Below are 24,934 nucleotides of genomic sequence, written 5' to 3'. Positions count from 1 at the left end.
GCGGGGCGGGCGGTCGTCGACGGGCACGTAGGCGGGGAAGTTATCCACAGGCTCCCACGCCCTGGCGACAGGCGGTACGCACCCCGGATACGCTGAGGTCGCAGCGCAATCGGCGTGCGGTATTGGGGGCGTTGGTGACGGACGGATTCGATTTCAGTCCCGGGGCACAGGTGCCCCTGTCCGGGTCGGCGGGCGAGACGGCGGCGACGCAGGCACTCGCCTCGGCCGCCTATCGCGACGACCCGGTGGCGAAGCTGCTGGACGCCAACTCCGAGTGGACGGTCTCGGAGGTGAAGCCGCCCAAGATCTCGCTGTTCGAGCCGAACCTCGGCGAGGCGTTCTCGCGCGCCGTGCAGCTGCGCATGCTCGGCGGTGGCCGCAACCAGGTGATCCAGTCCTTCGGCACCGAGCCACAGACGATCGTCGAGCACTGCCTGGCCGCCAACCGGATACGCAAGGTCCGCGACGCCCGCCTCACCGTCGTCATGGTGATCTTCGGGCTGCTGTTCCTCCCCGGCGCGCTGCTCTGGCTCGGCGCCTTCCAGCTGCGCCGCTCGGTGGCCGGCGCCCAGGACAAGCGGATGGGAGCGCTGGGCACCGCCCTGATGGCGGCGCTCGGCATCTTCGTCGTCATCTTCCTGATCAAGCTGCCGTTCAGCGGCTTCTGGGGCATATACCTGCGGGGCGTGGTCGTCGCCCCGGTGATCGGCTGGTACATCGCCAAGCAGATCTGCGAGCGCACCGCCAAGGAGCTGCGGGACTACTGGGGCGGGCTGGTCTCGGGCACCGGTGTGGGCGCCAAGGTCCCCGAGACGGTGCCCAACCACCCGGGCCAGACCTCCGCCGAGGTGCTCCGTAAGTCGCTGCACAAGCTCACCGCCGAGCAGTACAGCAACGTGGTCTTCTACGCCGGCCCCAAGGGCATACTCGGCATGGGCACCCGCTGGGGCAGCTGGCAGCTCGCCGAGGACCTGGTGTCGGCCGACCCCGACAAGGAGATCGATCCCTTCCGCAGCTGGGACGTCATACGGGCGATCCACGACCAGCTGCGCATGCTGGAGCGCACCCCGCTGCACACGGGCGGCTTCCCTCCGCCCCAGGTGCGCCACTGGGTGGTCTCCCCCATCGGCGAGGGCGCCAAGTCGGTCGAGCGCGGCGGCACCTCGGAGGAGGAAGGCTTCCAGATAAAGGGCGTCGATCTGCAGAAGATCTGCGACGAGCAGCAGTTCGGCTCCGGTGACCGGCACTATCTGGGCGTGCAGTTCGTGCTGTGGGACGGCCAGCTGGTGATCACATTCATGATCACGGTGACCCTGCTGCACAAGACGCTGCGGATCGAGGTCACCGGACATGCGCTGGGCCCGGTGCACCCGCTGTTCTTCGGCAAGCCCTCGGCGCCCTCGAAGACGGTCGCCAAGACCTTCCGGTTCTGGGAGACCAAGTCGGTCCCACTGCCGCTCGTGAAGCCCGCGGAGGTCGTGCGGCTCGCCGCGCGCGCCCCCTTCACCTGGTACCCGCCCGTCCTGGACCACCTCGGCGGCAAGCTCGTGCTGCCGGAGCCGTTCGGGCTGCGCCACGCCTGGGCCGACAAGCCCTGGCGGCACCGCTTCATGTCGGACGACGCACTGCGGACGGCGACCCCCGTGCTGCGGGTGGTCCACGAGGCGGCGATCGGCGTGCTCAAGCACCACGGTGTGGACACCGAGCGCTTCGGCAACCGCTCGCTGGCCCTCAGCGGCCAGGTCCAGGACGTCACCCCGAAGAAGGTCGACCTGTACGACGCGTAGGGCCCGGCGCACGACAGGGGCGTGGCCCCCGGCGGTCTGCCGGGGGCCACGCCCCTGTCGTACCCGGTGCTGCGGGAGGCGCCGCCGCTCAGCCCTTCGGCCAGGCGTCGGCGAGCAACCGGCGGGTGTCGGCCAGGAGTTGCGGCAGCACCTTGGTGCGGCCGATGACCGGCATGAAGTTGCTGTCGCCGCCCCAGCGCGGCACCACATGCTGGTGCAGATGGGCGGCGATCCCGGCCCCGGCGACGGTGCCCTGGTTGAGCCCGATGTTGAAGCCGTGCGCGCCCGAGGCGGTGCGCAGCGTGGTCATGGCGGTCTTGGTGAACTCCGCCAGCTCGATCGTTTCCTCGGCGTCCAGCTCGGTGTAGTCGGCGAGGTGCCGGAACGGGACGATCATGAGGTGGCCGCCGGTGTACGGGTACAGGTTGAGCACGGCGTAGACGCGCTCCCCCCGGGCGATGATCAAGCCGTCCTCGTCGGACTTGTCCGGGATGGAGCAGAACGGACAGCCATCGCCCGCCCCCGGGCCGGTGGGCTTGTTCTCGCCCTGGATGTACGCCATCCGGTGGGGCGTCCACAGGCGCTGGAACGCGTCCGGCGTTCCCACTCCGATCTGCTGCTCCGGCTCACTCGTCATGCGGGCCAGCATATTCGTCCCGGGCGGCGGAGTATGCGGCGAGGGGCGGCCCGGATGGACCGCCCCTCGTTACCTCCCCGCCCGAGCGGGGACCACATCACACCTGGATCCGGCGCTCCACGGCGTCGACGATCTCGGCGATCGCCTCGTCGACCGGGATTCCGTTCTTCTGCGAGCCGTCGCGGTAGCGGAAGCTGACCGCCCCGGCCGCCACGTCCTCGTCACCGGCGATGACCATGAACGGCACCTTGGACTTCTGGGCGTTCCTGATCTTCTTCTGCATCCGGTCCGAGGACGAGTCGACCTCCACTCGCAGGCCCTTCGCCCGCGCCTGGGCGGCGAACTCCTCCAGGTACGGCACATGGCCGTCGCCGATCGGGATGCCCACCGCCTGGACGGGGGCGAGCCACGCCGGGAAGGCGCCCGCGTAGTGCTCCAGCAGGACCGCGAAGAACCGCTCGATCGAGCCGAACAGCGCCCGGTGGATCATGACCGGCTGCTGGCGCGAGCCGTCCGCGGCGGTGTACTCCAGGTTGAAGCGCTCCGGCTGGTTGAAGTCGACCTGGATGGTCGACATCTGCCAGGTACGGCCGATGGCGTCCCGCGCCTGGACCGAGATCTTCGGGCCGTAGAAGGCCGCGCCGCCCGGGTCCATGACCAGCTCCAGGCCCTGCTTCTCAGCGGCCTTGCGCAGCTCCTCGGTGGCCTCCTCCCACTGCTCCGGCCCACCGATGAACTTGTCCGAGTCGTCCCGGGTGGACAGCTCCAGGTAGAAGTCGCTCAGACCGTAGTCGCGGAGCAGGTCCAGCACGAAGGTGAGCAGGTTGTCCAGCTCATCCGGCATCTGCTCCTTGGTGCAGTAGATGTGCGAGTCATCCTGGGTGAAGCCCCGGGCCCGGGTCAGGCCGTGGACGACGCCGGACTTCTCGTACCGGTAGACCGTGCCGAACTCGAACAGCCGCAGCGGCAGCTCACGGTAGGACCGCCCGCGCGCCCTGAAGATCAGGTTGTGCATCGGGCAGTTCATGGCCTTGAGGTAGTAGTCCTGGCCCTCGAACTCCATGGGCGGGAACATGCCGTCCATGTAGTGCGGGAGGTGGCCCGAGGTCTCGAAGAGCTTGGCCTTGGTGATGTGCGGGGTGTTGACGAACTCGTACCCCGACTCCTCGTGCCGCTTCCGCGAGTACTCCTCCATCTCCTTGCGGATCACGCCACCGCGCGGGTGGAAGACCGCGAGGCCCGAGCCCAGCTCGTCCGGGAAGGAGAACAGGTCCAGCTCGGCGCCCAGCTTGCGGTGGTCGCGCTTCTCGGCCTCCGCCAGGAAGTCCAGGTACGCCTTCAGCTCGTCCTTGGTCGGCCAGGCCGTGCCGTAGATCCGCTGGAGCTGCGGGTTCTTCTCGCTCCCCCGCCAGTACGCGGCGGCGCTGCGCATCAGCTTGAAGGCCGGGATGGTGCGGGTGGTCGGCAGGTGCGGACCACGGCACAGGTCCTTCCAGCACAGCTCGCCGGACTTGGCGTCGAGGTTGTCGTAGATGGTCAGCTCGCCCGCGCCGACCTCGGCGGAGGCTCCCTCGGCCGCGTCCGCGGCCGACCCCTTGAGCCCGATCAGCTCCAGCTTGTACGGCTCGGCGGCCAGCTCCTCGCGGGCGGCCTCATCGGTGACCGCACGGCGCGAGAACTTCTGGCCCCTCTTCTGGATCTCCTGCATCTTCTTCTCGATGCGCTTGAGATCGTCCGGCTGGAACGGGGTCTCGACGTCGAAGTCGTAGTAGAAGCCGTCCTTGATCGGCGGGCCGATGCCGAGCTTGGCCTCCGGGAACAGCTCCTGCACGGCCTGCGCCATCACATGCGCGGTCGAGTGCCGCAGGATGTCCAGACCGTCCTGGCTGGTGATCTCCACCGGCTCGATCTCTTCGCCGTCGGCGGGCTCGTACGCCAGGTCCTTCAGCTGCCCGCCCACGCGCGCGGCGACGATCGAGCGGTCGCCGGCGAAGAGGTCCGCCGCCGTAGTGCCCGTCGTCACCACGCGCTCTTCCCGCTCGGAATCGCGTTGGATGATCACACGGACGTCTGACACCGGTCTCTCCTGACTGAAGGATCGCTACCCGCGGCGAATGCCGCGCAGCGAGAATCGTACCGAGCCGACCGGCCCGACCGCGAAACGGTTATCCGCACCAGCCCAGCAACAGGGCTCCGCCCCGGCGCGCTCAGTCCTCGCCGCACGCCTCCTCGAAGAAGTCGAGGTTCTCGTGGAGCGACTTGAGCAGCCGGTCCCGCTCCGCGTCGTCCACCCGCACCGGGGCGACGCCACCGGCGCCGCTCAGCCGCCGGAAGCCGCCACGGCTCTCCAGCCGCCCGCTCACCCGGATCGGCAGCCCGACCAGATGGGCATGGCCCGCGATCCGGTAGTCGTCCTCGTCCAGCACGACCCGCAGCCGGGCCACATCCGCCCCCGCCAGGACCCGCAGCCGCACCGTCCCGGGGCCGCCCGGTCCGGCGCGGCCCAGGCGCACCACGGCGCCGGTGACCCGCACCGGCACGGACGGCTCGTCCCGTACGTAGCGGGCCCCGGCCTCGCGCAGCCCCGGCAGGTCGCCGGGCGTGAACTCGACGGGTTCGGGCCGGGTGGAGAACCCCGGCGGCGGACCGGCGGCCGGTGACCACTCCAGCGCCATACGAGCGCCCTCGGTGCCCTGGACGAGCGCGACGACGGCCTCGGTCAGCTCGCGGCTCACCCCCGCCGCCATGGCCGCGTCGAACGCCTCCATGCCGCCGGTGGCCCGCTGGTAGTCGACGGCGTCGCGCAGCGCGTACAGGGCGCGCAGCAGGGTGGCGGTGGTGGCCCGGCCGTCCTCGACGGGGACGAAGACGGTCAGCTGGTGGCCGCCGGCCGCGGCGCCCGCGGGGCCGGTCAGCACGCGCTCCAGGGACGCCTCGGCCGCCCGGCGGTGCCGCGCCCCGTAGTACCCGGCCCTGCCCCGGGCGGCGAGCGCCCCGGCCAGCAGGGTGGCCCGGGCGGCGGTGCGCAGCCGCTCCTGCGCGGGCCAGGCGGCGGTGCCGCCCTGCGACCCGGGCACCTCGCGCCACCAGCGGATCTCATCGCTGGGCACGGCGAGGCCGGTGAGCACCTCGCGGGCGGAGGGCGCGGCGCTGCGGGCCAGGGCGAGCAGCGCCTCGCCGAGGAGGTCGACGCTGTCGGGGAAGTCGCGGCTCTCGGGTACGAGCAGGCTGGTGCCCGGCAGCTCGCCCGGGGGCGTCCAGCGGGCGTACCGACCCCGGGCGCCGCCGCGGCGGTGCCAGCCGTGCCGCGCGAGGAGCGCGCCGAGGACGGCGGGGTCCACCTCGCCGGGGCGGGGCACGGATTCGTCGGGGCGGAGCGCAGGGCTGCGGTCGCGGTCGCGGTGCATCAGGGTCTCCCTCCCGCCCCGACCCGGGTCATGATCTCGCAGAGCGCGCGGTCGTCGAAGATCCGCGAGGTCGGGATCCGCACGGTGGTCCGGCGGCGGCCCGTCACCGGGTGGCCCGCCAGGTTGATCCAGTAGCAGCAGTGCCGCAGTGCCAGACGGTCGTGGCCGGCCCGTATCCAGTCGTCCCGTTCACGCGGCACGATCATCACCACCAGGATCTTGTGCACCGAGACCGGGCTGCGGGCGAGCTTGACCAGATGGTCGTTGTCGAGGGTGAAGCCGAAGGTCGGGCCGGGCGGATCCGGTGCCAGCTGGTACGTCGCCTTGAGCTGCACCTTGATCGTCACCTCGTCGTCCACGGCGTGGCCGGGCGCGCTGTGGCTGACGTGCCAGTCGATGCCGTGGTCCGGGAAGGGCTGCGCGAGTGAGCAGCCCGCGGCGGCCGCGACCGCGTGCAGATAGCCGACCTGCAGCGTCTCCATGCAGGCGGTGGTGGCGATGTGGCCGCGCGGGGGCGCGGTCCGCTCGGACAGCAGACCGCTCGCCGACGGGGCCGGTTCGGGCTGCGCGAGCGCCATGTGCGTGACGCCTTCCGGTCGTCGCCGGTGTCCGTACACCTGTGTTGTCTCCCCGTCAGATGCCGTGCAAACAGTGGTGGTTCGGGCACCTCCCTCCGGGTATCACCAGGTCGGGGCGGGATCCGGAGGCCATGGGGTACGTATGCACGAGGAGTTGAGGCCATGTCGTCCTGGTTCGAGGGGCCGCTCGCCGCGTTCGACACGGAGACGACCGGGATCGACGTCGAGCACGACCGGATCGTGTCGGCCGCTCTCGTCGTCCAGCGCGGCGCAGGAGTGCTGCCGGAGGTGCGGCGCTGGCTGGTGAGCCCGGGCATACCGGTGCCGCGGGCCGCGACCGAGATACACGGGCTGACCGACACACATCTGCAGCAGCACGGGCGGTGGCCCGCGCCGGTGATGGACGAGGTGGCGCGGGCGCTCGCCGAGCAGACGGCGCGGGGCACACCGGTGGTGGTGATGAACGCGCCGTTCGATCTGACGCTGCTGGACCGCGAGTTGAAGCGGCATCGCAATGCCACCCTGGCGACCTATCTGTCGCTGCGTTCGCTGTGCGTCCTCGATCCCCGGGTGCTGGACAAGCATCTGGACCGCTACCGCAAGGGGCGCCGCACGCTCACCGATCTGTGCGCGCACTACGGCGTCGAGCTGACGGGCGCGCATGACGCGGCGGCGGACGCGATGGCTTCCCTGGAGGTCGTCCGGGCGGTGGGCCGCCGCTTCTCGGCACGTCTGGAGAAGCTGACGCCCAGTGAGCTGCACGCCCGCCAGACGGTCTGGTACGCGGCGCAGGCGCGCGGCCTCCAGGCCTGGTTCGCGCTCAACGGCTCGGACGAGGTCTGCGACCCGGCCTGGCCGCTGCGGCCGGACCTTCCGGCGGCGGCGTAGCCCCGACGTGGCCCCGACGTGGCCCCGAGTGCCTATTGCCCCCGGACAACCTCTTCCGGAGGCGTAGCGAGCCTCAGCCGGAACGGGTGCCCGGCGGGGTCGGAGTAGAGGCGGACGTCGTTCGGGCCGCCGTTGTCCTTGGTGTCCAGCGGTCGCGCCCCCAGGTCGACGACCTGGCGTTCGGCGGCGTCCATGTCGTCGACCAGGAGTTCCAGGTGGGCCTGCTGGGAGTCGTCCGGCCGGGGCCAGCTCGGCGGGGCGTACCCGTGGTCGCGGAGGAAGGACATGCGCGTCCCGCCGGGGGCGACGATGTCGATCCGGTCGAGGCTGGTCACCGGCGTGATCTCGGCACCGAACACGGTGGCGTAGAACTCGGCCAGCTCTTCGGGCTCGGCGCAGTCCAGGGACAGGACGGCTGTGGTGGCGACGGCCATGGGCTCCCCTCCGATTCATCCGCGATGTGGACGCGGGTACCCATGTCCGGCGGTGACACGCCCGGAAAACGCCGGGGCCGGACCGCCTGCTGGCGGCCCGGCCCCGGAAGGGTGGGCGATACTGGGTTCGAACCAGTGACCTCTTCGGTGTGAACGAAGCGCTCTCCCGCTGAGCTAATCGCCCGGGTTGTTCTTCCGGGGTCTGCCCCGGTGGAACGACCTGAACAATACAGGCCGGGCGATGTGTGGTTCAAACCGGATTCCGGCCGGGCCGCCGGGTGAGCAGCCGGGTCCGCAGTCCCCGGCGCCCGGCGCGCATCATCAGGGCGTGGTTGGCGCGGAACAGCGGCCGCCCGAGCACCGCGAAGCGCCGCAGCAGCGGTTTACGCGCCACCACGTCCTGCTCGAACAGGGCGCGGGTGCCCGCGCCGCGCGCGGTGACCGTCCAGCGGGCCCAGCCCTCCAGGTCGCCGGAGAAGAGGATCCGCAGCGTGCCGCGGGCCGGGTCCCGGTCCGCCTCGGTGACGGTGAGGTACAGGTCGTACGGGACGAGGGAGCGGAAGCGGGCCGTGCCGGTGCGGTCGTCGACGCGCCGCACCTCACGGACCTGGCGCCACCACCGCGGGTAGCCGTCGCCGTCCGCCAGCGCCGCGAAGACGGCGGCGGGCGGCGCGTCGAGGTCCCAGTGGCTGTGGAAGCGGTAGTGGCACCAGTCCATGTCCTTCAGTGTGCGGCAGCAGGACGGAAGACGGCGGCGGCTACCCGGTCAGCTTGTCGCCGAGCAGCGCCAGGTTCTGGATGGCGGCGAGGCCGTACTGCGCGGTGGCGTTGGTGCTCACCCAGGGCGCCTCGACGCCGGGCACCAGCGCGTCCGGACCTTCGACCTTGGTCGTCTTCCAGCTGACGGAGGCGTCCGGGTAGCCGTCGCCCTCGTGGAACTCGGTGAACTTCTGCCAGGCGCGGGCGGCCAGCTTCTCGTCCTTCAGCTGTACGGCTGCGTAGGCGTCGAGCCGTGAGTGGCCCTGGATCAGGATCAGCGAGCCGAAGTCGGTACCGTAGCGGGCCTTCTGCTCGGCCTTGGTGGCGTTGAAGTAGCGGCAGTAGTCCAGCCAGGCCTCCTTGAACTTCGGCATGTCGATCAGGTCGATGACCTCGGCGCACACCTCGACCAGGCCGAAGACGGCGGACAGGTGGGAGACGCTGACCTTGGGCTTGTCGTCGATGGCGTACTTGCCGGTGTCGAGGTCGTACAGCGCGGCGCCCTGGACGAAGCCGTTGGTCTGGGCGGCGATGGTCTCCATGGTGCTGCGCAGCCGGGCCTCGGCCTTCTCGGCCTGCGGGCCGCGCCGCTCCCATTCGGTGAGCCAGGCCCCGGCCAGTCCGCTCCAGTCGGTGCCGAAGCCGATGGACAGGGCGTGCCGGTCGGGCTTGTAGTCGGGGTCGGGGCGGACCTTGCGCTGTGGGTCGAGGACGAGGAAGGACTCGTCGGAGTCGACGAGGGCGTGCATGATGTCGCCGATCCGCTCGTCGGCGGTGAGGAAGTAGAGGTAGCGGCGGTAGAGGGCGGTGGAGATGCGCTGCTGCTTGGCGCTGTCGGCGAAGTGCTGGACGCCGTGGCGGGTGCCCAGGCCGGTCCATTTGCCCAGGTGGTAGGCGTCGACCTCGCCGGTGTGCCGGGTCATGGCCTCCGCGAAGCGGTAGATGTCGGCGCGTCCGGAGCGCAGATACGCGAGCCAGAGCCACAGGTCGGGCGAGAGTTCGGAGTTGTCCCAGGCGTAGCCGCCGACGTCGTACCGCCACTGATGCCGGTCCTCGTCGTACGTGTGCATGATGTCGCCGTAGTCCCAGAACCCGTACCAGCGGCGCTGTTCGACCTGGCCCTTGTGGTAGGTGAAAAGGAAGTCGAGACGGTCCTCGATCTTCGCCTTGGCGGTGGTGGAGCGGTCGACGGGCGCGAAGAGGCCGCCGAAGACCTTGGCGCGGACCAGGTCGGCGGGTCCGGCGACGAGTTGCGGCGGGGTGCGCAGGGCGGCCGCCTGCTGGACGAGGGTGTCGGCGCCGGGGGTGGCGGCGTTGGCCCAGAAGGTCAGCTCGCTGGTGCGGGCGATGCCGTACGGGGTGCCGAACTTCGGCTCGTAGTCCTCGTACGTGATGTTGAGGCCCTCCAGCTGCTCGGCGTAGGTGTCCTGGCCCAGGCCGTCGTGGTAGAAGCGCAGGTCCATGGGCTGGGCCTCGGGCGACCAGAGCCACAGGGTGACCTCGGCCTCGTCGCCCGCCGCGCCGCGGATGTCGAGCTGGGCGGGGAACTTCTCCCAGAAGTCGCGCAGCCCGAAGGAGAGCCCGCCGCTGACCCCGCCGACATAGCCGAAGCCGGACGCCCGGCCGCCGCCGCCCGCGGCGATCCAGCCGTGGCCCGGCTTGGTGCGCTTGCGCAGGGTGAAGCCGTCGGCGGAGAGCTGGGAGAGGGTGTAGTCGCCCCAGGTGGGGATGAGGTGCAGCCGGCTGGTGACCCGCTGGTCCCAGGTGGCGGGGTCGGCCAGCTTCTCGCCCTTGAACTGGGCCTTGCGGACGCTCGCGCCGGGGTCGCGGCGCAGTCCGGTGATGCCCTTGACGGCCTCGGTGAGGAATCCCTTGTCCTCGCCCGCGATACGGATGTGGCGGTCGTACGCCTCGTCGCGCATGGGGACGGAGAAGCGGACGCCGAGGCCGCGGATGAAGTCCTTGTTCTGGTCGCCGTCGAAGGTGATGGTGTGCACCATGCGGAACGAGTCGGCGCCCGCGTAGAAGTAGAGTCGGACGCTGAAGGGGAGCCAGCTGCGGCCGCCCTTGCGGTGCTTGCCGTCGATGCGGACGACGGCGCGGACGGGGCCCTTCTGCTCGACCTTGGCGGCGCTGATCTCGCCGTCGAACCGGTCCCACTTGGCGCTGCCGTGGTCGCCGTCGTCGATGTCGCCCTGACGGAGCAGGACGAGGCGGCCGTCGCGGGCGATCTCGGTGGCGCCGCGGGTGACGGAGCGTACGAGCTTCTCGCCGTCCTTGCCGATCACGGCCTTGATCACGCCGGTGTCGACGGTGATCCTGCCGCCCTTCTCGGTGACGGTGACCTTCTTGGCGGGCGCGGCGGGCTCACCGGGGCTAAGCCGGTATGCGGTGCCGTCGCCCAGCCCCTCCCCCGCCGCGTGGGCGGTCCACTTGAGCGAGCCGTCGGGCCAGTAGGCGGTGGCCCAGGTCTGCAGGGGGACGTCCTTGCCATCGGCCGTGGTGAGCGCGAACGTCCGGTCGGCGGGGTGGGCGCCCTTGGGCCAGGGGACGCCGAAGGTGCTGCCCGCGGCGGCGCCGAGACCGCCCTCCTCCAGCCAGGTGATCTTCACGGGTTCGTCGGCGGCTTTCTCGTCGGCGGCCCGGTCGGCGGCGGCCGCCTGCGGGGCGTTCTGCGCGAGCATCCAGGAGAACGGAACGGCGGCGCCGGTGGCGGCCGCGGCCTTGAGGAGGTTGCGCCGGGGGATCGGGGGCATGTCGCTCTCACCTTTCGTACGGGGGGGCTACGGGGGCAGGTGCATGACATGGATGCCGCGTACGGGGACGGCACGCGGACCGGGCGCCGCCGGGTCAGACGCGGGCGCGGCGCTCGACCGCGACCGCGCAGGCCGCGAGGGCGCCCACCGCCGGGGCGGCCAGCGGCAGCAGCTGCCAGGCGGCGACGGTGACCACCGCCAGGCCGCCCGCCAGCAGCAGCGATCCGCCGGGGTCGGCGGCCAGGCCACGGCGTACGGCGGTGCGGGCCACCGCGGCCCAGCCGTCGCCCGGCCGCCACGCGGCGGCCGTTCGCAGCCCCAGGACGATCACCGCGAGCGTGCCCGCCACGCTCACGGCGATCAGGGCGGGCCCGCCCGGCAGGGCTCCGGTGCGGGCCACGCGCAGATCGAAGGCGAGCAGCGCGAGCGCCGCCCACCACAGCAGGGAGAACCGCCAGCCGCTGCGGGTGGCCTCCCGCACGCCGGAGACGAAGTCCCGCAGCGTGGAGCGCTCGCCGTCCAGATGGCGGCGCAGATGCGCGCATCCGGCGGCGAACGACGGGAGCAGGGTGAGGAGCGGCAGCGCGGCGAGCACCACCCAGACCCCGGTCAGCAAGCACTCGGCGAACAGCGAGAAGCGCACCAGCCGCCGCGAGGGCCGCTCGGGGGTGCGTACGGCGGTGTTCCGTACGGCGGTGTTCCGCGCCATGGCCCTCAGCCCTTCAGCCCGGAGGTCGAGGCGCCCTCGACCAGATAGCGCTGGAAGGCGAGGAAGAACAGCAGCACCGGCAGCAGGGCCACCAGCGACATGGCGACCATGCCTCCGTAGTCGGCGACGCTGTCCTGGTCGATGAAGAGCTTGAGCCCCATCGAGACCGTGTACTTGTCGGGCTCGTTGAGATACAGCAGCGGGCCGATGAAGTCGTTCCAGGACCAGATGAAGGTGAAGATCGCGCTGGTGATCAGGGCCGGGCGGCACAGCGGCAGCACGATGCTCCAGTAGATACGGAAGTGACCGCAGCCGTCCAGCCGCGCCGCCTCGTCCAGCTCGCGGGGCAGGCCCCGCATGAACTGCACCATCAGGAAGATGAAGAAGGCGTCCGCCGCCAGGTACTTGCCGAGCAGCAGCGGGACATAGGTGTTGATCAGCTCCATCTTCTGGAACAGGATGTACTGCGGAATGATCAGCACCTGGAAGGGCAGCAGCAGGGTGGAGATCATGAGCGTGAACAGCACGTTCCGCCCGGCGAACCGGATCCTGGCGAAGGCGTACGCCGCCAGCGAGCAGGAGAACAGCACCCCGATCACCGAACCGACCGCCAGGAACAGCGAATTGGTGAAGAAGCTGGAGACGGGGACGTCCGCGATGCCGTCGCCGAGCCTCCGGTAGTTCTCGGTGATCGGATCGGTGGGCAGCAGCTGAAGACTGCCGATGATCTTGTCGCCGGGCTTGAACGAACCGCCGATCACCCACACCACGGGGTAGAGGATCACGGCCAGCACGGCGAGCGCGCCCACATGCCAGGCCACCGAGCGGATCCGCGCCCGCCCCGTGCCGGTCAGGGAGTTCGAGCCCGTCAGGGAGGTCGAGGGAGTGGTCACCGGGCGTCCTCCTCGTAGTGCACCCAGCCGCGCTGGGTCTTGAACAGCACCGCGGTCACCAGGCCGATGCCGAGCATCAGCATCCAGGCCATGGCGGCGGCGTAGCCCATGCGCAGGTTCCGGAAGCCCTGCTCGTACAGGTACCAGCCGTAGACCAGCAGCGAGTCGCCCGGGCCGCCGGTGTTGGTGCCGGAGCCCGCGAGCACGACGGCCGAGGTGAAGACCTGGAAGGAGTGGATGAGTTCCAGCAGCAGGTTGAAGAAGAGCACCGGGGAGATCATCGGCAGGGTGATGGAGCGGAACCGCCGCCACGCCCCCGCGCCGTCCATCTCGGCCGCCTCGTACAGCTCGCGCGGCACCTGCTTCAGCCCGGCCAGGAAGATCACCATCGGGGCGCCGAACTGCCAGACGGTCAGGGTGATCAGCGTGGGCAGGGCCCAGTCCGGGTCCCCGATCCAGCCACCGACGTCCCAGCCGAACAGACTCATCGACTTGTCGACGATCGCGTCGTCGTTGAAGATCGCCCGCCAGACGATGCCGATGCTCACGCTCGCGCCGATGAGCGAGGGCGCGTAGAACGCCGAGCGGTAGAAGCCCTGCCCCTTGCGCGGCTTGACCAGCAGCAGCGCCACGCCGAGCGCGGCCAGCAGCTTCAGCGGGGTGCCGATGAGGACGTACTTCAGCGTCACCTCGACCGACGTCCACCACCGGTCGTCTTCGAACATCTCCTGGAAGTTCTTGAACCCGACCCACCGGGGCGAGTCGAAGAGGTTGTAGTCGGTGAACGCCAGGTAGAGCGAGACCAGCATCGGGCCGAGGGTGAGCAGCAGCATCCCGATGCACCAGGGCGTCAGGAAGAGATAGCCCGCCAGGGTCTCCCGGCGGCCGGACCGCCGCCCGGCCGCCGCGCCCGCGGCATCCGGGGCGGGGCCCTTGGCGGCCCCGGGCCGGGGCGGGGCGGCCGGGCGCTCCGCCCCCTCGGCCGCCGCGCGCGTCGTGGTTCGTGTCACGGAAGCTCTCCTCACGAGCCGAGCGCGGATTCCGCCTCGTCGAAGAACTGGTCCACGGCCTTGTCCACCGAGCTCTGGCCCACCGCGACATCGGCGTAGGTGCGCAGGAAGGCGGCCTCGGCGACATCGGTGCCGGCCGGGTGCGGAGTGATCGGCTCCAACTTGTCGGCCACGCTCTTCTCATAGGCGGCGATCTTGGCGTCGACGCCGGTGGGCTTGTACGCCTCGTTCTGGGCGGTGGTCGCCGGGATGCCGCGGTTGTAGCCCATGATCTTGCCGACCTCAGGGTCGTGCGTCATGAAGTCGATGAGCTGGGCGACTTCCTTGGGGTGCTGGGTCCGGGCGGAGCCGCTGAGCATCAGCGAGGAGAGGTACTGCGCGGTCCGCTTGCCGTCCGTGGTCGGCAGCGGCCCGAGTTCGAGCGGGGTGTCGGTCTCGTCCGCGAAGCGGACCATGAAGTTGTCCCAGGTGAACTCGGCGGCCGACAGGTTGGCGCTGATCGTCGCCTTGGGCTTGGCCTGTTCGGTCTTCTTGCCGGGCACCAGCTCACCGGCCTTGGCGTGCTGCTGCCAGGTGTTCCACCACTGCTTGAGGTCGTCCTTGGTGAAGCCGAGCTTCTTGTCCTCGGTGAAGAACGCCTTGCCGTGCTGACGCAGATACAGGTCGTACAGGTACATCACACCGGCGTTGTCGCTGGCACCGTAGAGCGTGCCGTCGGACTTGCGCACCTTCTTGGCGGCGGCGAAGAAATCGTCCCAGGTCCATCCGTCCTTGACGGTGATTCCCGCCTTCTTGAAGGCGGCCGGGTTGTAGAAGAAGCCGAAGGTATTGGCGCCGACCGGCACGCCATAGAGCTTTCCGTCGATGTCCCCGGATTTCTCCAGGCCGTTCCGGAAACCCTTCAGGTTGAGATTGCCCTCCTTGACCTGCTTGTTGAGATCGAGGAGAAGATTCTTCTCACCGTACTTGCGCAGAAAGGCGTACGAGTTCTGGAAGACGTCCGGTGCGTTGCCGCCGGCGGCCTGGGTGTTGAACTTGCTCCAGAAGTCCGCGTATTCGGCGAAGTCCGTCTTCACGATGATGTTCGGGTGCTCCTTCTCGAAGAGCCGCACCGTCTTCTTGATCATGACGGACCGGTCCTTGGCACCCCACCAGGCGTAACGGATGGTCACCTTCCCGCCGGACGAGCTGCCGCCGTCGCCGCCACAGCCGGTGGCCAGCAGCCCCAGCGCGACCACCCCCGCCGCGGCCCCCCGAAGCCCTCTCGCCCTGGCCGTCCATCCTCGAGCACTCATGACACCGCCCCTCCCGGGCAGGTCTGTCCGACTGCCCCAGAACCAAGCTTGAAACGTTTTAGGTAAGCGCTTGCCGGGCCAAGTTAGGGATCGGCGTCGCGTACGTCAACGGTTCGGACAGGATCGATGCGGAAGCGATCGCGAGCGGCGAAAACACCGAGGGCCCGGAGGCATGAAGCCTCCGGGCCCTCGGTCCGGGGTGGGCGATACTGGGTTCGAACCAGTGACCTCTTCGGTGTGAACGAAGCGCTCTCCCGCTGAGCTAATCGCCCGGGCGCACGGCCAACATTAGCGCATGCCGGACCGTGCTCATGACCATCACGGTCACTCCTTGATCTTCCAGGGCATGACCAGGCCGAACTTCCACACGTACACCGTCACGGCCACAGCGCAGATCACCACGCCGATCGAGGTCAGGATGATGTTCCGCTTGCGCACCTTCGGATCCAGGGCGCGATGGGCCGCCTCGGTGACCTTGCGCTTGGTCCAGCGCAGCACCAGCTGCGCCCAGACGAACTCGGTCGCCCAGATCGCCATCCCGCCGAAGATCACCAGCCATCCGGGGCCGGGCAGCGGCAGCATGATGACGCCCCCGACCACGACCGCGAGCCCCACGATGAAGACCCCGGCCTGCCAGCTCAGGTGCAGCGTGCGCGACCGCTTGATGAACTGCGGCGCCCGGGACCCGAAAACCGGCTCCTCCGACGCACCGTCCCCCGTCGCGACCTCGGGCGCCGGCGGCACGGCACCCGCGGGTCGCTCGTCACTCTCCGCATTCATGTGACCCAACCTACCCGATCGGCCGAAGTCACTGTAATGGCGGCACCGGCGGGCCCGTGGCTCGGCCGCTTGAGCTATCGGAAGACCCGCAAAACGGTCAGAGGGGTTTACAACGGCACCGTAGGTGGCATGTCGATTTCGCCGACGTGCGAATCCCCGAGCGCACACTGAGCGAAAGGCCCTGGCGCTTATGAACACCACGGTCAGCTGCGAGCTGCACCTGCGCCTCGTTGTGTCGAGCGAGTCCTCACTGCCTGTACCCGCGGGACTGCGGTATGACACGGCCGACCCTTACGCCGTGCACGCCACCTTCCACACCGGAGCCGAAGAGACGGTCGAATGGGTTTTCGCCCGCGACCTTCTCGCCGAGGGCCTGCACCGGCCCACCGGCACCGGCGACGTCAGAGTGTGGCCATCCCGTAGCCACGGCCAGGGCGTCGTCTGCATCGCCCTGAGCTCCCCGGAGGGGGAGGCTCTGCTCGAGGCCCCGGCGCGGGCCCTGGAGTCGTTCCTGAAGCGGACCGACGCCGCTGTGCCACCCGGCACCGAACACCGCCATTTCGACCTCGACACAGAGCTCTCCCACATCCTGGCGGAGAGCTGAGACCCGACGAGAGCTGAGCGCGACCGTCCGACTCGGGGAGACGGCGCGAGCCGGGACACGAGATTCCGGTAGTGAACATCCCGGCAGTGACATCCCGGCAGTGACATCCCGAAAATTGCAGAGGCAGGCGGCGGTGCCGCCGCCGCGGCACCGTCCGCGGCGGCGGCACCGCCGTGTCACGCTCCGGAGCGGGCGGCGCCGTGTCACGCTCCGCGTCCGGCGCCGCTAGAGTCGAGCGCATTCGAGGGGCAGTCGAGGAGCACCGCCGACCCAGCGGGCCAGGGAGCCAATCGTGCTGATCAACCACGACACCCGCTGCGCGCTCGACGCGGTCGTCGACCTGGTGAACACCGCGCCCGGGGACGGGGGCGAGGACCGCCTCCCGGACGTCGCCGCGCTGCGCCGGTTCGTCGAGCGCAACGCCGTCAGCGACATCGGCACGCTCGGCGAGCGCGACCTGGCCGCCGTACGGTCCGTACGGGCCCGGTTCGCCGAGGTCTTCGCCACGGCCGGCAGCCGCACCCGGCACACCGCCGAACTGCTCAACACCATGATCGCGGCCGCCGGGACCACTCCCCGGCTGACCGACCACGACGGCTACGACTGGCATGTGCACTACTTCGCCCCGGGAGCCTCCCTGGCCGACCATCTCGCGGCCGACGGCGGCATGGCCCTGGCGTTCCTCGTGGTGGCGGGCGAACACGAGCGGCTGCGGCGCTGTGAGGCCCCGGACTGCCGGTTCGCCTTCGTGGACCTCTCGCGCAACCGCTCCCGGCGCTACTGCGACAGCCGCACCTGCGGCAACCGCCTGCATGTCGCCGCGTATCGCGCGCGGCGCAAGGAAGCCGCGAGCTGACGTCGCACGGGCGGCAGGTCGCGTCACCATCGGTAGAGGTCATGGAGCGCGGTCCCGAAGAGCAGCATGCCTATGAAGGCGAGGAAAAGCATCAGCGGCGGCTGGGACAGGGCGAACAGGCAGCCGCGCGGCTCATCGCTCGGTGGAACAGGGGGTCTTTCGATAGGGGATTGCTCCCCGGGTGATTGCAGCATCTCGCGGGAGATCATGGCGCAGCCAGAACAGCCGCTGCGACCAGCGAGCGTTTTTTGATCGGGAGCTTGTCAGATCCCGTGCTTTTTGAGAATGGCCTCGATGTCTGAGAAATCTTCTGGACCAGAGCTGCCAGAGCTACCAGAGCTGCCGGATGCGCCAGGGCCGCTCGCGGCGCTTCCGGCCGTGGGCTTCCGCTTGCCCGCCGCCTTCGCTCCGGTGGCCCCGCGACCGGACCCCAGGGCGAGATCCGAGGACCCGGCAACCGGCGCCCCGCCCCGCTCCGCGGCGGCCGCCGCGCGCCGCTCCTCGCGGGTGCCGCCGGACCGGCGCTCGGCCGCCCGGCTCACCAGGAACAGCAGCCAGGAGAGCCCCAGCACGCCGAAGCCCGCCCATACGGTCGGGTTGAAGACCAGGCCGGCCAGCCAGTCCAGGATCCCGGTCATGGCCAGGCCCACCGGCAGCAGCGCGTAGGCCGCTATCCGGACCGCGGCCCGGAAACGCTTGCGGTACGCGGTCAGACCGGCGATGCCCAGACCGGCCGCGGACAGCGCCGCGCAGATCGTGTCGGTCAGCATCGGTTCCTCCCGCCGATGGGTTGCGCAATATGTCCATCGTGCACCCCGCCGGCCGGCAAGGGCCACAGCCGGGGCCCGGAATCAGGGTCATCTCCGGGTTCGGAGGAGCCCGTGGGGGCTGGAAGACTGGCCCCCATGAGCGACACCGATCCCGCCCGACCCGTACTCGACGTGTGGTGCGAACTCCAGTGCCCCGACTGCCGTACCGCGCTGACGGATGTGCGCGCCCTGCGCGAGCGCTTCGGCGACGCCCTGGAGATCCGGCTGCGGCACTTCCCGCTGGAGCGCCACCGGCACGCCCACGCGGCGGCGCAGGCCGCCGAGGAGGCCGTCGCGCAGGGGCGGGGCTGGCCGTACGTCGAAGCCGTGCTGGAGCGCACCGACGAGCTGGGCGCCCGGGGTGAGCTGCTGCTCGTCGACGTGGCGCGCGAACTCGGCCTGGACGCCGAGGAGATGGACACCGCGCTGATCGACGGGCGGCACATCCTGATCGTCGACGCGGACCAGGCCGAGGGCAAGGCGATGGGGGTGACCGGCACCCCGACGTATGTGATCGGCGGCGAGCGGCTGGACGGCGGGAAGAGCCAGGAGGGGCTGCGGGAGCGGATCGAGGAGATCGCGGCCCGGCTGCTGGCCGACCGCGCCTAGAGCGGCGGCCGAGCACGCCTGGAGCGATGGCTTGGAGCGCGGCCGGAGCGGCGGCTAGAGCAGCTGCTTGATGAGGTTGTACTCCACCACCGCGTAGCCCAGCGACTCGTACAGCCGCAGCGCGGGGGTGTTGCCGCCGAAGACGTGCAGGCCGAGGCTGCGTGCCCCGGCGGCCAGGCTGTCGCGCTCGGCGGCCAGCATCAGGGTGCGGCCGTGGCCGCGCCCGCGGTGCTCCTCGGCGACCTCGACGGAGTAGACGTACGCCTCACCCCGCTCCTCCGCGTCCGGCTCCCCGGCGCGCAGCGCGACCCAGAGGGTGCCCACGTCCGTGCCGCCGTGGGCGAGGACCCGCAGCACGGTGCCGGGGGTGGCGGGGCCGTGCGGCAGCAGCGTCGCGTAGTCGGTGTCCGCCTTGGCCTCGGCCTGTTCCCGGGCGAGCCCGCTGTCCAGCACGTTGCGGGCGTACCGGGCGCGCGCGTGGGCGTGCCAGGCCGGGTAGTCGGCCTCCGCCATGGCCCGTAGCGCGGCGCCCGGGGGCAACTCGGGCGGCTCGGTCAGCGGTTTGATCATTCTGCGTCCGCGCTCGCGGTAGCCGAGCGCGGCCGCCAGCCCCAGGGCGGTCGCCGCCTGGGCGGGGACGCTCACCACCAGCCGGGAGCAGTTCCAGCGGCGCAGCACCTCCTCGGCGGCGAGCGCGGCGACCGTGCCGCGGCCTCGGTGGCGGTCGGCGACATCGATGTGGAGGTGCTCGATCCGCCCGACGGACGGGCCCAGCCGGGCGTCCGTGGTGAGCCGGACGCCGCCGACGGGACGGCCGTTGACGCACACCTCGTACGAGCGCGCGCGCCCGCCGTCGTCGGTGCGCCGCTCGGGCGTGGTGGGCCGCAGGGTGGTGGTCACGATGGTGTTGTACCGGGCGCCGGGGCGCACGTCACCAGGTTTACGGCGGAAGGTTCCCGTTCCGCTTGCCCGCGTCGGTGCCCGTCACGGGTCGATGTCGGCGGCCGCCCGCTCGGTGAAGATCCGCATGGCCTTGGCGGTGACCGGTCCGGGCGTGCCGGGCACGATCCGGTCGTCGACCTGTCCTACGGCCTGTACGTCCCGGGTGGTGGAGGTCAGGAAGACCTCGTCGGCCCGCTCCAGGACATCGAACGGCAGCTCGGTCTCCCGGGCCCCCACCCACTCCAGGACGAGGGCGCGGGTGATGCCCGCGAGGCAGCCGGAGGCGAGCGGCGGGGTGTGGAGTTCGCCGTCGAGGACGACGAAGACGTTGGAGCCGGTGCCCTCGCAGAGCCCGCCGACGGTGTTCGCGAACAGGGCCTCGGTGGCGTCGCGTTCCCGGGCGCGGGCGAGCGCGACCACGTTCTCGCCGTACGAGGTGGTCTTGAGGCCGGTCAGCGCGCCGCGCTCGTTGCGGGTCCAGGGGACGGTGACCACGGAGGTGGTGTCCGCCCGGCGGTGGGTCTCGACGAGCGCGACGACGAGTGTCGGGCCCGCCGTGCCCCGGTCGGAGCCCAGCGGCGAGACCCCTCCGGTGTACGTGATCCGCAGCCGCCCCAGCGGCATGGGGTTGTCGGCGAGGACCGCCTCGCAGGCCCGCCGCACCTCGTCGAGGTCGGGTTCCGGCAGGCCCAGGCCGTGCGCGGAGCGGGCCAGCCGGTGGAGATGGCGGGTGAGCGCGAAGGCGCGGCCGTCCACCGCCTTGACCGTCTCGAAGACGCCGTCGCCGACCGTCAGCCCATGGTCGAAGACCGACACCTGAGCGCTGTCGGCTTCGCGCAGGGATCCGTCGAGCCAGATCGTCACCGCATGGTCCTTCCCGTCGGCTGTTGTATCTCCGACGCTACCGCGAGCAGTCGCGCCGCTTTGAGTTCGGTTTCGTCCCACTCGCGGTCCGGGTCGGAACCCCAGGTGATCCCGGCTCCGGTGCCGAACCGCAGCACGGCGGCGCCGGGGGACGGCCGGTCGATCCAGAAGGTCCGTATCCCCACGGCCAGCTCGCCGGTGCCGCGGTCCGCGTCCACCCAGCCGATGCCGCCGCAGTACGGGCCCCGGGGCGCGGTCTCCAGCTCCCCGATGACGCGCAGGGCGCTGGACTTGGGCGCCCCCGTCACCGACCCGGGCGGAAAGGCCGCCGCGAACAGCTCCGCCCAGCCCGCCCCCGGCGCCAGCTCGCCGCGCACCGTGGAGACGAGGTGCACCAGGCCCGGATGGGGCTCGACCACGCAGAGGCCGGGGACGGTCACCGAGCCGGTGGCACAGACCCGCCCCAGGTCGTTGCGGACCAGGTCCACGATCATCACGTTCTCGGCGTGGTCCTTCTCCAGCAGGTCCTCCGCCCGGCGGCCGGTGCCCTTGATCGGCCCGGACTCCACGGTCCGGCCGGAGCGGCGCAGAAACAGCTCGGGCGAGGCCGTGGCGACCTCCACCCCGTGTCCGGGAAGCCGCACGGTGCCCGCGTACGGGGCCGGGTTGCCGCGGGCCAGCAGGGCGGTCAGCGCGTCCACGTCCGCCGCGTACGGGTCGGGCAGCGGCGCGGAGAGCACGCGGCACAGATTGGCCTGGTAGACCTCGCCCGCCGCGATGCGGTCGCGGACGCGGCGGACACCCTCGGTGTACCCGGCCCGGTCCAGCGAGGAGGTCCAGTCGGTGGGCCGGGGCCCGCGCCAGGCGCCGGGCGCCGCTTCGGGGGCGGGTTCGGGGCGTACGTCACCGAAGCGGGCACAGACCACACGCCCCTCGAAGTCCGCGACAACAGCCCAGAAACCCTCGGTGTCGAGAGCCGAGGGATCGCTGGTCACATCGCGGAGATCGGTGGCGAGCAGGCCACCGAAGCGGGCGAGAGGGGGCGGGTCGTGCACGCTTGCGAGTCTATGGCGCCTGGTCACGGGGGTCGCGGGAGGGACCGCGGCGGGCGAGCAGGGCAGCACGCTGCGGAAACGGAATTTGAGCTGGCTCCGGAATCCGCTAGAGTTCAACACGTCGCCGGGACGCGGAAGCGCCCCGGGAAACGACACCTGCGGACGTGGCTCAGTTGGTAGAGCATCACCTTGCCAAGGTGAGGGTCGCGAGTTCGAATCTCGTCGTCCGCTCGGAGTGGGGGTTCACGCCCCCGCGTCTGGTGGAGTGGCCGAGAGGCGAGGCAACGGCCTGCAAAGCCGTCTACACGGGTTCAAATCCCGTCTCCACCTCGGACGATTAGCTCAGCGGGAGAGCGCTTCCCTGACACGGAAGAGGTCACTGGTTCAATCCCAGTATCGTCCACTCGGGGCCCTTGTGGTCCCACCCCCTGGGGCCCTCGCGGCCCCACACCCGCGCGATTAGCTCAGCGGGAGAGCGCTTCCCTGACACGGAAGAGGTCACTGGTTCAATCCCAGTATCGCGCACGCAATCCCCGGGACGATTAGCTCAGCGGGAGAGCGCTTCCCTGACACGGAAGAGGTCACTGGTTCAATCCCAGTATCGTCCACACCGATCGGCGAAGGGCCGGAGCGAGAAGCTCCGGCCCTTCGCCGTGTGTCCTGTTCGGCGTTCGGCGCGCCAACGGCGCGAGCCCGGACAGCTCCCCAGCTGTCCGGGCCTCGTGCCGTCCGCCGCACCCCCGTCCCCACGGGGCTGATGGCCGGAAGTCCCCGGCCCGGGCCGCTCTCCCGGACCTGGGGCGCTCAGCGCCCCAGCATTCCCGCCACGGACGACGCCTGTGTGACGACGGCTTCCCAGCCGCCGAACGCGATGCTCAGCAGGACGGCCAACGGCAGCACCATGGCCGCCGCGACCAGGGGATGGCGAGTGCCGGCCTGCGGGCTGCCGAACGCGTCAAGGGCGCGACGCCTGCGTGCCCTGACGACCGTACGTCCCACCGTGTCCGCCATCGTCCTTCCTCCGTCGCATCTGCAGCGGCGAGCGTCTGACCTCGGGGGACGAGTGCTGCGCCCGCCGCTTGACCTCAACATTAGGCGCGCGGCCCGGTCCGCGGCGTCATGCCCTCGTACCGCTTGCCGGGCCTCCCGGAGGATGACGCCGGGCCGGGCCCCGTACTCCCCTGGGTGGAGAAATCGGTCCGGGACTTGGGGTCTTCCCCGAGGGGTCCGCCGGAGCGGATCCTTCCGGGGTCCCTCCAGGGGTGGACCGGCCGGTGGGCGGCCGCTACTCACGATCCCCGTCCGCGCCCCGCGGCACCGGCTGCTCCACCAGCGCCAGGACCCGGTTCGCCATGAAGCGGGCCGTCCGCACCACGGACCCGTTTCGGGTGACTTCGCTCACTTCCACCACCCCGCGCCGCACCGCCGTCTCGACCCGCCGCCCCGCCCTCCCGGCCACCACTTCGTACGTCCGCGTCGTGTCGCCCGCGTCCACCACTATCTCCACACGATCACCCTTCACGGCCTCAATCCCCCTTCTGAGACGGTCTTTTGAGATCACGCACGCGCAGACCGGAGCACGGATTGCCACGATTCCGGCCCACTTCTCCAGGATCCCAGGCACCACTGACAATCCATAGGCCGACGCATGCGCGGCCTCTCAGCGCGCGGGGCCGTCAATCCGTAAGCTGTGCACGTCAGACGGACGGCAGTGGACCGGCAGCAGACGGCAGCGGATGGGGCTCCCCACCAAGGGGTAAGGGAAGGGCTCCCCACCGGAGGTAGGGGACGGACATGGCGATGATGCGGCTCCGGCGCGAGGACCCGCGTGTCGTCGGCTCCTTCCGGCTTCACCGGCGGCTCGGCGCGGGCGGTATGGGGGTCGTCTACCTCGGGTCCGACCGGCGCGGGCAGCGGGTGGCGCTGAAGGTCATCCGGCCGGATCTGGCGGAGGACCGGGAGTTCCGGTCGCGATTCGCCCGCGAGGTGTCCGCCGCGCGGCGGATCCGCGGCGGCTGTACGGCGCGGCTGGTGGCCGCGGACCTGGAGGCCGACCGGCCCTGGTTCGCCACCCAGTACGTGCCCGGCCCCTCCCTGCACGACAAGGTCAACGAGGAGGGCCCGCTGCCGGCCGCGCACGTCGCGTCCATCGGGTCCGCGCTGGCCGAGGGGCTGTTGGCGGTGCACGAGGCGGGGGTCGTCCACCGCGACCTCAAGCCGTCCAACATCCTGCTCTCCCCCAAGGGCCCCCGCATCATCGACTTCGGCATCGCCTGGGCCACCGGCGCCAGCACGCTGACCCACGTCGGTACGGCCGTCGGCTCCCCCGGCTTCCTCGCGCCCGAGCAGGTGCGCGGCGCGGCCGTCACCCCGGCGACCGACGTCTTCGCGCTCGGCGCCACGCTCGCGTACGCCTCCACGGCGGATTCGCCGTTCGGGCACGGGAGTTCCGAGGTGATGCTGTACCGCGTCGTGCACGAGGAGCCACAGCTGCTCGGGGTGCCGGACGCGCTGGCCCCCCTGCTGCACGCGTGCCTCGCGAAGGACCCGGAGGACCGGCCGACGACGCTGCAGCTGTCGCTGCGGCTCAAGGAGATCGCGGCGCGGGAGGCCCATGGGCACGGGGCGCCCCCTGGGCACGGACCGTCCCATGGACACGGGCCGTCCCATGGACATGCCCCGGACGGGCGTCCTGTGGGGCGGCGGGCCGACGCGTACGCGGACCAGCACACGGAGCGCCGGCCGGGACCGGGGACGCCGCCCCGGGGCACGCCCTCTCGGGGTACGCCCTCCCGGGGTACGCCGCCCCGGGGCGCGGCGGCGCCGCGGGCGTCGTCGCCGCGGTCCGCGCCGCCCGGTGCGGGGGCGGCGCGTACGACGGGGCGCAACACCCCGGCGCGGCCGCCCGCGCCGCGCCGCGGCACCACCCAGCGCCCTGCGGCCCGTACGAACGGCCGCCGGCCCGGCGGCCCGGATCGGGTCCGGCTGCTGCGACAGCGGCTGACGGTCTTCGTGGTGGTGACGCTGCTGGTTGCGCTGGGCATCGCGGCGGCCCAGGGCTGCCAGGGTCCGCCGCACGGCCTGGGCATCCCGACGGCGCCGACGGCGCCGGGGGCACCGGAGGCAGGCCCGGAGGCCGGGCTCTGACCTGGGTTGGGTTGGGTTGGGTTGATGGTGCGGGTGCGTGGTGGGTGCGCGGTCGCTGGGGTGATGGGTGCCGGGTGCGGCGCCTCCGGGGCAGGGCCCTGGACCGTATATTTAC

General features: G+C 71.2%; 24 protein-coding genes and 7 tRNA genes. 11 read left to right on the top strand and 20 right to left on the bottom strand.

All coding sequences use genetic code 11. From position 1 onward, the window contains the following. Positions 1-134 precede the first annotated feature (134 nt). Positions 135-1,787: a hypothetical protein gene (locus tag ACFZCY_RS21675; RefSeq protein ID WP_391175422.1), complete on the top strand. Its 1,653-nt coding sequence runs from the start codon at positions 135-137 to the stop codon at positions 1,785-1,787. 88 nt (positions 1,788-1,875) lie between these two features. Here the strand turns inward: ACFZCY_RS21675 and ACFZCY_RS21670 are convergent, their stop codons facing one another. The 4 genes from ACFZCY_RS21670 to ACFZCY_RS21655 all read right to left on the bottom strand — a co-directional run bounded on the left by ACFZCY_RS21670 (position 1,876) and on the right by ACFZCY_RS21655 (position 6,409). Further along, positions 1,876-2,436: an HIT domain-containing protein gene (locus tag ACFZCY_RS21670; protein WP_055557575.1), complete on the bottom strand. Its 561-nt coding sequence runs from the start codon at positions 2,434-2,436 to the stop codon at positions 1,876-1,878. Between the two features lie 85 nt (positions 2,437-2,521). Beyond that, positions 2,522-4,501, bottom strand: coding sequence for a threonine--tRNA ligase (thrS, locus tag ACFZCY_RS21665; protein ID WP_391175418.1), 1,980 nt, complete (start codon positions 4,499-4,501; stop codon positions 2,522-2,524). A gap of 130 nt (positions 4,502-4,631) precedes the next feature. Next, complete coding sequence (locus ACFZCY_RS21660) at positions 4,632-5,831, bottom strand: hypothetical protein (RefSeq protein ID WP_391175415.1); 1,200 nt, start codon at positions 5,829-5,831, stop codon at positions 4,632-4,634. Then, positions 5,831-6,409, bottom strand: a complete 579-nt coding sequence (locus tag ACFZCY_RS21655; protein WP_391175412.1) for a DUF4365 domain-containing protein — start codon at positions 6,407-6,409, stop codon at positions 5,831-5,833. The genes ACFZCY_RS21660 and ACFZCY_RS21655 overlap by 1 nt, the downstream gene beginning before the upstream one ends. A 162-nt stretch (positions 6,410-6,571) precedes the next feature. Between ACFZCY_RS21655 and ACFZCY_RS21650 the strand changes: the two genes are divergently transcribed. After that, positions 6,572-7,297, top strand: coding sequence for an exonuclease domain-containing protein (locus tag ACFZCY_RS21650; RefSeq protein WP_391175409.1), 726 nt, complete (start codon positions 6,572-6,574; stop codon positions 7,295-7,297). 32 nt (positions 7,298-7,329) lie between these two features. Here the strand turns inward: ACFZCY_RS21650 and ACFZCY_RS21645 are convergent, their stop codons facing one another. The 10 genes from ACFZCY_RS21645 to ACFZCY_RS21600 all read right to left on the bottom strand — a co-directional run bounded on the left by ACFZCY_RS21645 (position 7,330) and on the right by ACFZCY_RS21600 (position 15,933). Beyond that, on the bottom strand, positions 7,330-7,731 hold the full coding sequence (locus tag ACFZCY_RS21645) for a VOC family protein (protein ID WP_391175406.1): 402 nt from the start codon (positions 7,729-7,731) through the stop codon (positions 7,330-7,332). Positions 7,732-7,843: 112 nt separating this feature from the next. Further along, positions 7,844-7,915, bottom strand: a tRNA-Val gene (locus ACFZCY_RS21640). 66 nt (positions 7,916-7,981) lie between these two features. Further along, on the bottom strand, positions 7,982-8,449 hold the full coding sequence (locus tag ACFZCY_RS21635; protein WP_391175403.1) for an SRPBCC family protein: 468 nt from the start codon (positions 8,447-8,449) through the stop codon (positions 7,982-7,984). A gap of 40 nt (positions 8,450-8,489) precedes the next feature. Next, the gene (locus tag ACFZCY_RS21630) at positions 8,490-11,246 is read right to left on the bottom strand and encodes a Tat pathway signal sequence domain protein (RefSeq protein ID WP_391175400.1); all 2,757 of its coding nucleotides are present in this window, start codon (positions 11,244-11,246) and stop codon (positions 8,490-8,492) included. A gap of 94 nt (positions 11,247-11,340) precedes the next feature. Next, entirely contained in the window at positions 11,341-11,955 is a 615-nt protein-coding gene (locus tag ACFZCY_RS21625) for a hypothetical protein (protein WP_391175397.1), read from the bottom strand. Positions 11,956-11,960: 5 nt separating this feature from the next. Next, the gene (locus ACFZCY_RS21620) at positions 11,961-12,827 is read right to left on the bottom strand and encodes an ABC transporter permease subunit (RefSeq protein WP_391175967.1); all 867 of its coding nucleotides are present in this window, start codon (positions 12,825-12,827) and stop codon (positions 11,961-11,963) included. A 17-nt stretch (positions 12,828-12,844) separates the two neighbouring features. After that, positions 12,845-13,858, bottom strand: a complete 1,014-nt coding sequence (locus tag ACFZCY_RS21615; RefSeq protein ID WP_361488440.1) for a sugar ABC transporter permease — start codon at positions 13,856-13,858, stop codon at positions 12,845-12,847. A gap of 11 nt (positions 13,859-13,869) precedes the next feature. Continuing rightward, positions 13,870-15,153 (bottom strand): extracellular solute-binding protein, encoded by a 1,284-nt coding sequence (locus ACFZCY_RS21610; protein ID WP_391175392.1) that lies wholly within the window; start codon positions 15,151-15,153, stop codon positions 13,870-13,872. A 200-nt stretch (positions 15,154-15,353) separates the two neighbouring features. Next, positions 15,354-15,425: transfer RNA gene (locus ACFZCY_RS21605), tRNA-Val, on the bottom strand. Between the two features lie 52 nt (positions 15,426-15,477). After that, positions 15,478-15,933 (bottom strand): TIGR02611 family protein, encoded by a 456-nt coding sequence (locus ACFZCY_RS21600; RefSeq protein ID WP_391175389.1) that lies wholly within the window; start codon positions 15,931-15,933, stop codon positions 15,478-15,480. 190 nt (positions 15,934-16,123) lie between these two features. Between ACFZCY_RS21600 and ACFZCY_RS21595 the strand changes: the two genes are divergently transcribed. Both ACFZCY_RS21595 and ACFZCY_RS21590 read left to right on the top strand, forming a co-directional pair. Next, positions 16,124-16,537 (top strand): SsgA family sporulation/cell division regulator, encoded by a 414-nt coding sequence (locus ACFZCY_RS21595; RefSeq protein WP_003959770.1) that lies wholly within the window; start codon positions 16,124-16,126, stop codon positions 16,535-16,537. 292 nt (positions 16,538-16,829) lie between these two features. After that, positions 16,830-17,393 carry a CGNR zinc finger domain-containing protein gene (locus tag ACFZCY_RS21590; RefSeq protein ID WP_391175386.1) on the top strand — a complete coding sequence of 188 codons (564 nt, stop codon included), beginning with the start codon at positions 16,830-16,832 and terminating at the stop codon, positions 17,391-17,393. A 263-nt stretch (positions 17,394-17,656) separates the two neighbouring features. Here ACFZCY_RS21590 and ACFZCY_RS21585 read toward each other — a convergent pair whose 3' ends face one another. Next, complete coding sequence (locus ACFZCY_RS21585; protein ID WP_391175383.1) at positions 17,657-18,163, bottom strand: hypothetical protein; 507 nt, start codon at positions 18,161-18,163, stop codon at positions 17,657-17,659. Between the two features lie 135 nt (positions 18,164-18,298). On the opposite strand from ACFZCY_RS21585, the gene ACFZCY_RS21580 reads away from it, so the two are divergent. After that, positions 18,299-18,811 (top strand): DsbA family protein, encoded by a 513-nt coding sequence (locus tag ACFZCY_RS21580; protein ID WP_391175380.1) that lies wholly within the window; start codon positions 18,299-18,301, stop codon positions 18,809-18,811. A gap of 54 nt (positions 18,812-18,865) precedes the next feature. On the opposite strand, the gene ACFZCY_RS21575 is transcribed toward ACFZCY_RS21580, so the two are convergent. From ACFZCY_RS21575 to ACFZCY_RS21565, 3 genes are all read right to left on the bottom strand, one after another. Beyond that, positions 18,866-19,711 (bottom strand): GNAT family N-acetyltransferase, encoded by an 846-nt coding sequence (locus tag ACFZCY_RS21575; protein ID WP_391175377.1) that lies wholly within the window; start codon positions 19,709-19,711, stop codon positions 18,866-18,868. A gap of 84 nt (positions 19,712-19,795) precedes the next feature. Further along, a complete protein-coding gene (locus ACFZCY_RS21570) occupies positions 19,796-20,617 on the bottom strand; it encodes an aminotransferase class IV (RefSeq protein WP_391175374.1) in 822 nt (273 codons plus the stop codon). Continuing rightward, positions 20,614-21,672 (bottom strand): chorismate-binding protein, encoded by a 1,059-nt coding sequence (locus tag ACFZCY_RS21565; protein ID WP_391175371.1) that lies wholly within the window; start codon positions 21,670-21,672, stop codon positions 20,614-20,616. Before ACFZCY_RS21565 ends, ACFZCY_RS21570 begins: the two co-directional genes overlap by 4 nt. Positions 21,673-21,830: 158 nt before the next feature. On the opposite strand from ACFZCY_RS21565, the gene ACFZCY_RS21560 reads away from it, so the two are divergent. From ACFZCY_RS21560 to ACFZCY_RS21540, 5 genes are all read left to right on the top strand, one after another. Then, positions 21,831-21,903: transfer RNA gene (locus ACFZCY_RS21560), tRNA-Gly, on the top strand. Positions 21,904-21,931: 28 nt separating this feature from the next. After that, positions 21,932-22,002, top strand: a tRNA-Cys gene (locus ACFZCY_RS21555). 1 nt (position 22,003) lies between these two features. Further along, positions 22,004-22,075 (top strand) — tRNA-Val (locus tag ACFZCY_RS21550). 50 nt (positions 22,076-22,125) lie between these two features. Next, a tRNA-Val gene (locus ACFZCY_RS21545) sits at positions 22,126-22,197 on the top strand. Positions 22,198-22,208: 11 nt separating this feature from the next. Continuing rightward, positions 22,209-22,280, top strand: a tRNA-Val gene (locus tag ACFZCY_RS21540). 196 nt (positions 22,281-22,476) lie between these two features. Here the strand turns inward: ACFZCY_RS21540 and ACFZCY_RS21535 are convergent. Then, positions 22,477-22,683, bottom strand: coding sequence for a hypothetical protein (locus ACFZCY_RS21535; protein ID WP_391175368.1), 207 nt, complete (start codon positions 22,681-22,683; stop codon positions 22,477-22,479). A 274-nt stretch (positions 22,684-22,957) separates the two neighbouring features. After that, positions 22,958-23,194 carry a hypothetical protein gene (locus ACFZCY_RS21530; RefSeq protein WP_055557600.1) on the bottom strand — a complete coding sequence of 79 codons (237 nt, stop codon included), beginning with the start codon at positions 23,192-23,194 and terminating at the stop codon, positions 22,958-22,960. 272 nt (positions 23,195-23,466) lie between these two features. On the opposite strand from ACFZCY_RS21530, the gene ACFZCY_RS21525 reads away from it, so the two are divergent. Continuing rightward, positions 23,467-24,819, top strand: a complete 1,353-nt coding sequence (locus tag ACFZCY_RS21525; RefSeq protein WP_391175364.1) for a protein kinase — start codon at positions 23,467-23,469, stop codon at positions 24,817-24,819. Positions 24,820-24,934 lie beyond the last annotated feature (115 nt).

Origin of the sequence: Streptomyces sp. NPDC007983 (assembly GCF_042958345.1) — a bacterium.
Taxonomy (GTDB): domain Bacteria; phylum Actinomycetota; class Actinomycetes; order Streptomycetales; family Streptomycetaceae; genus Streptomyces.
This window is presented reverse-complemented; position numbering and strand designations above follow the sequence as displayed.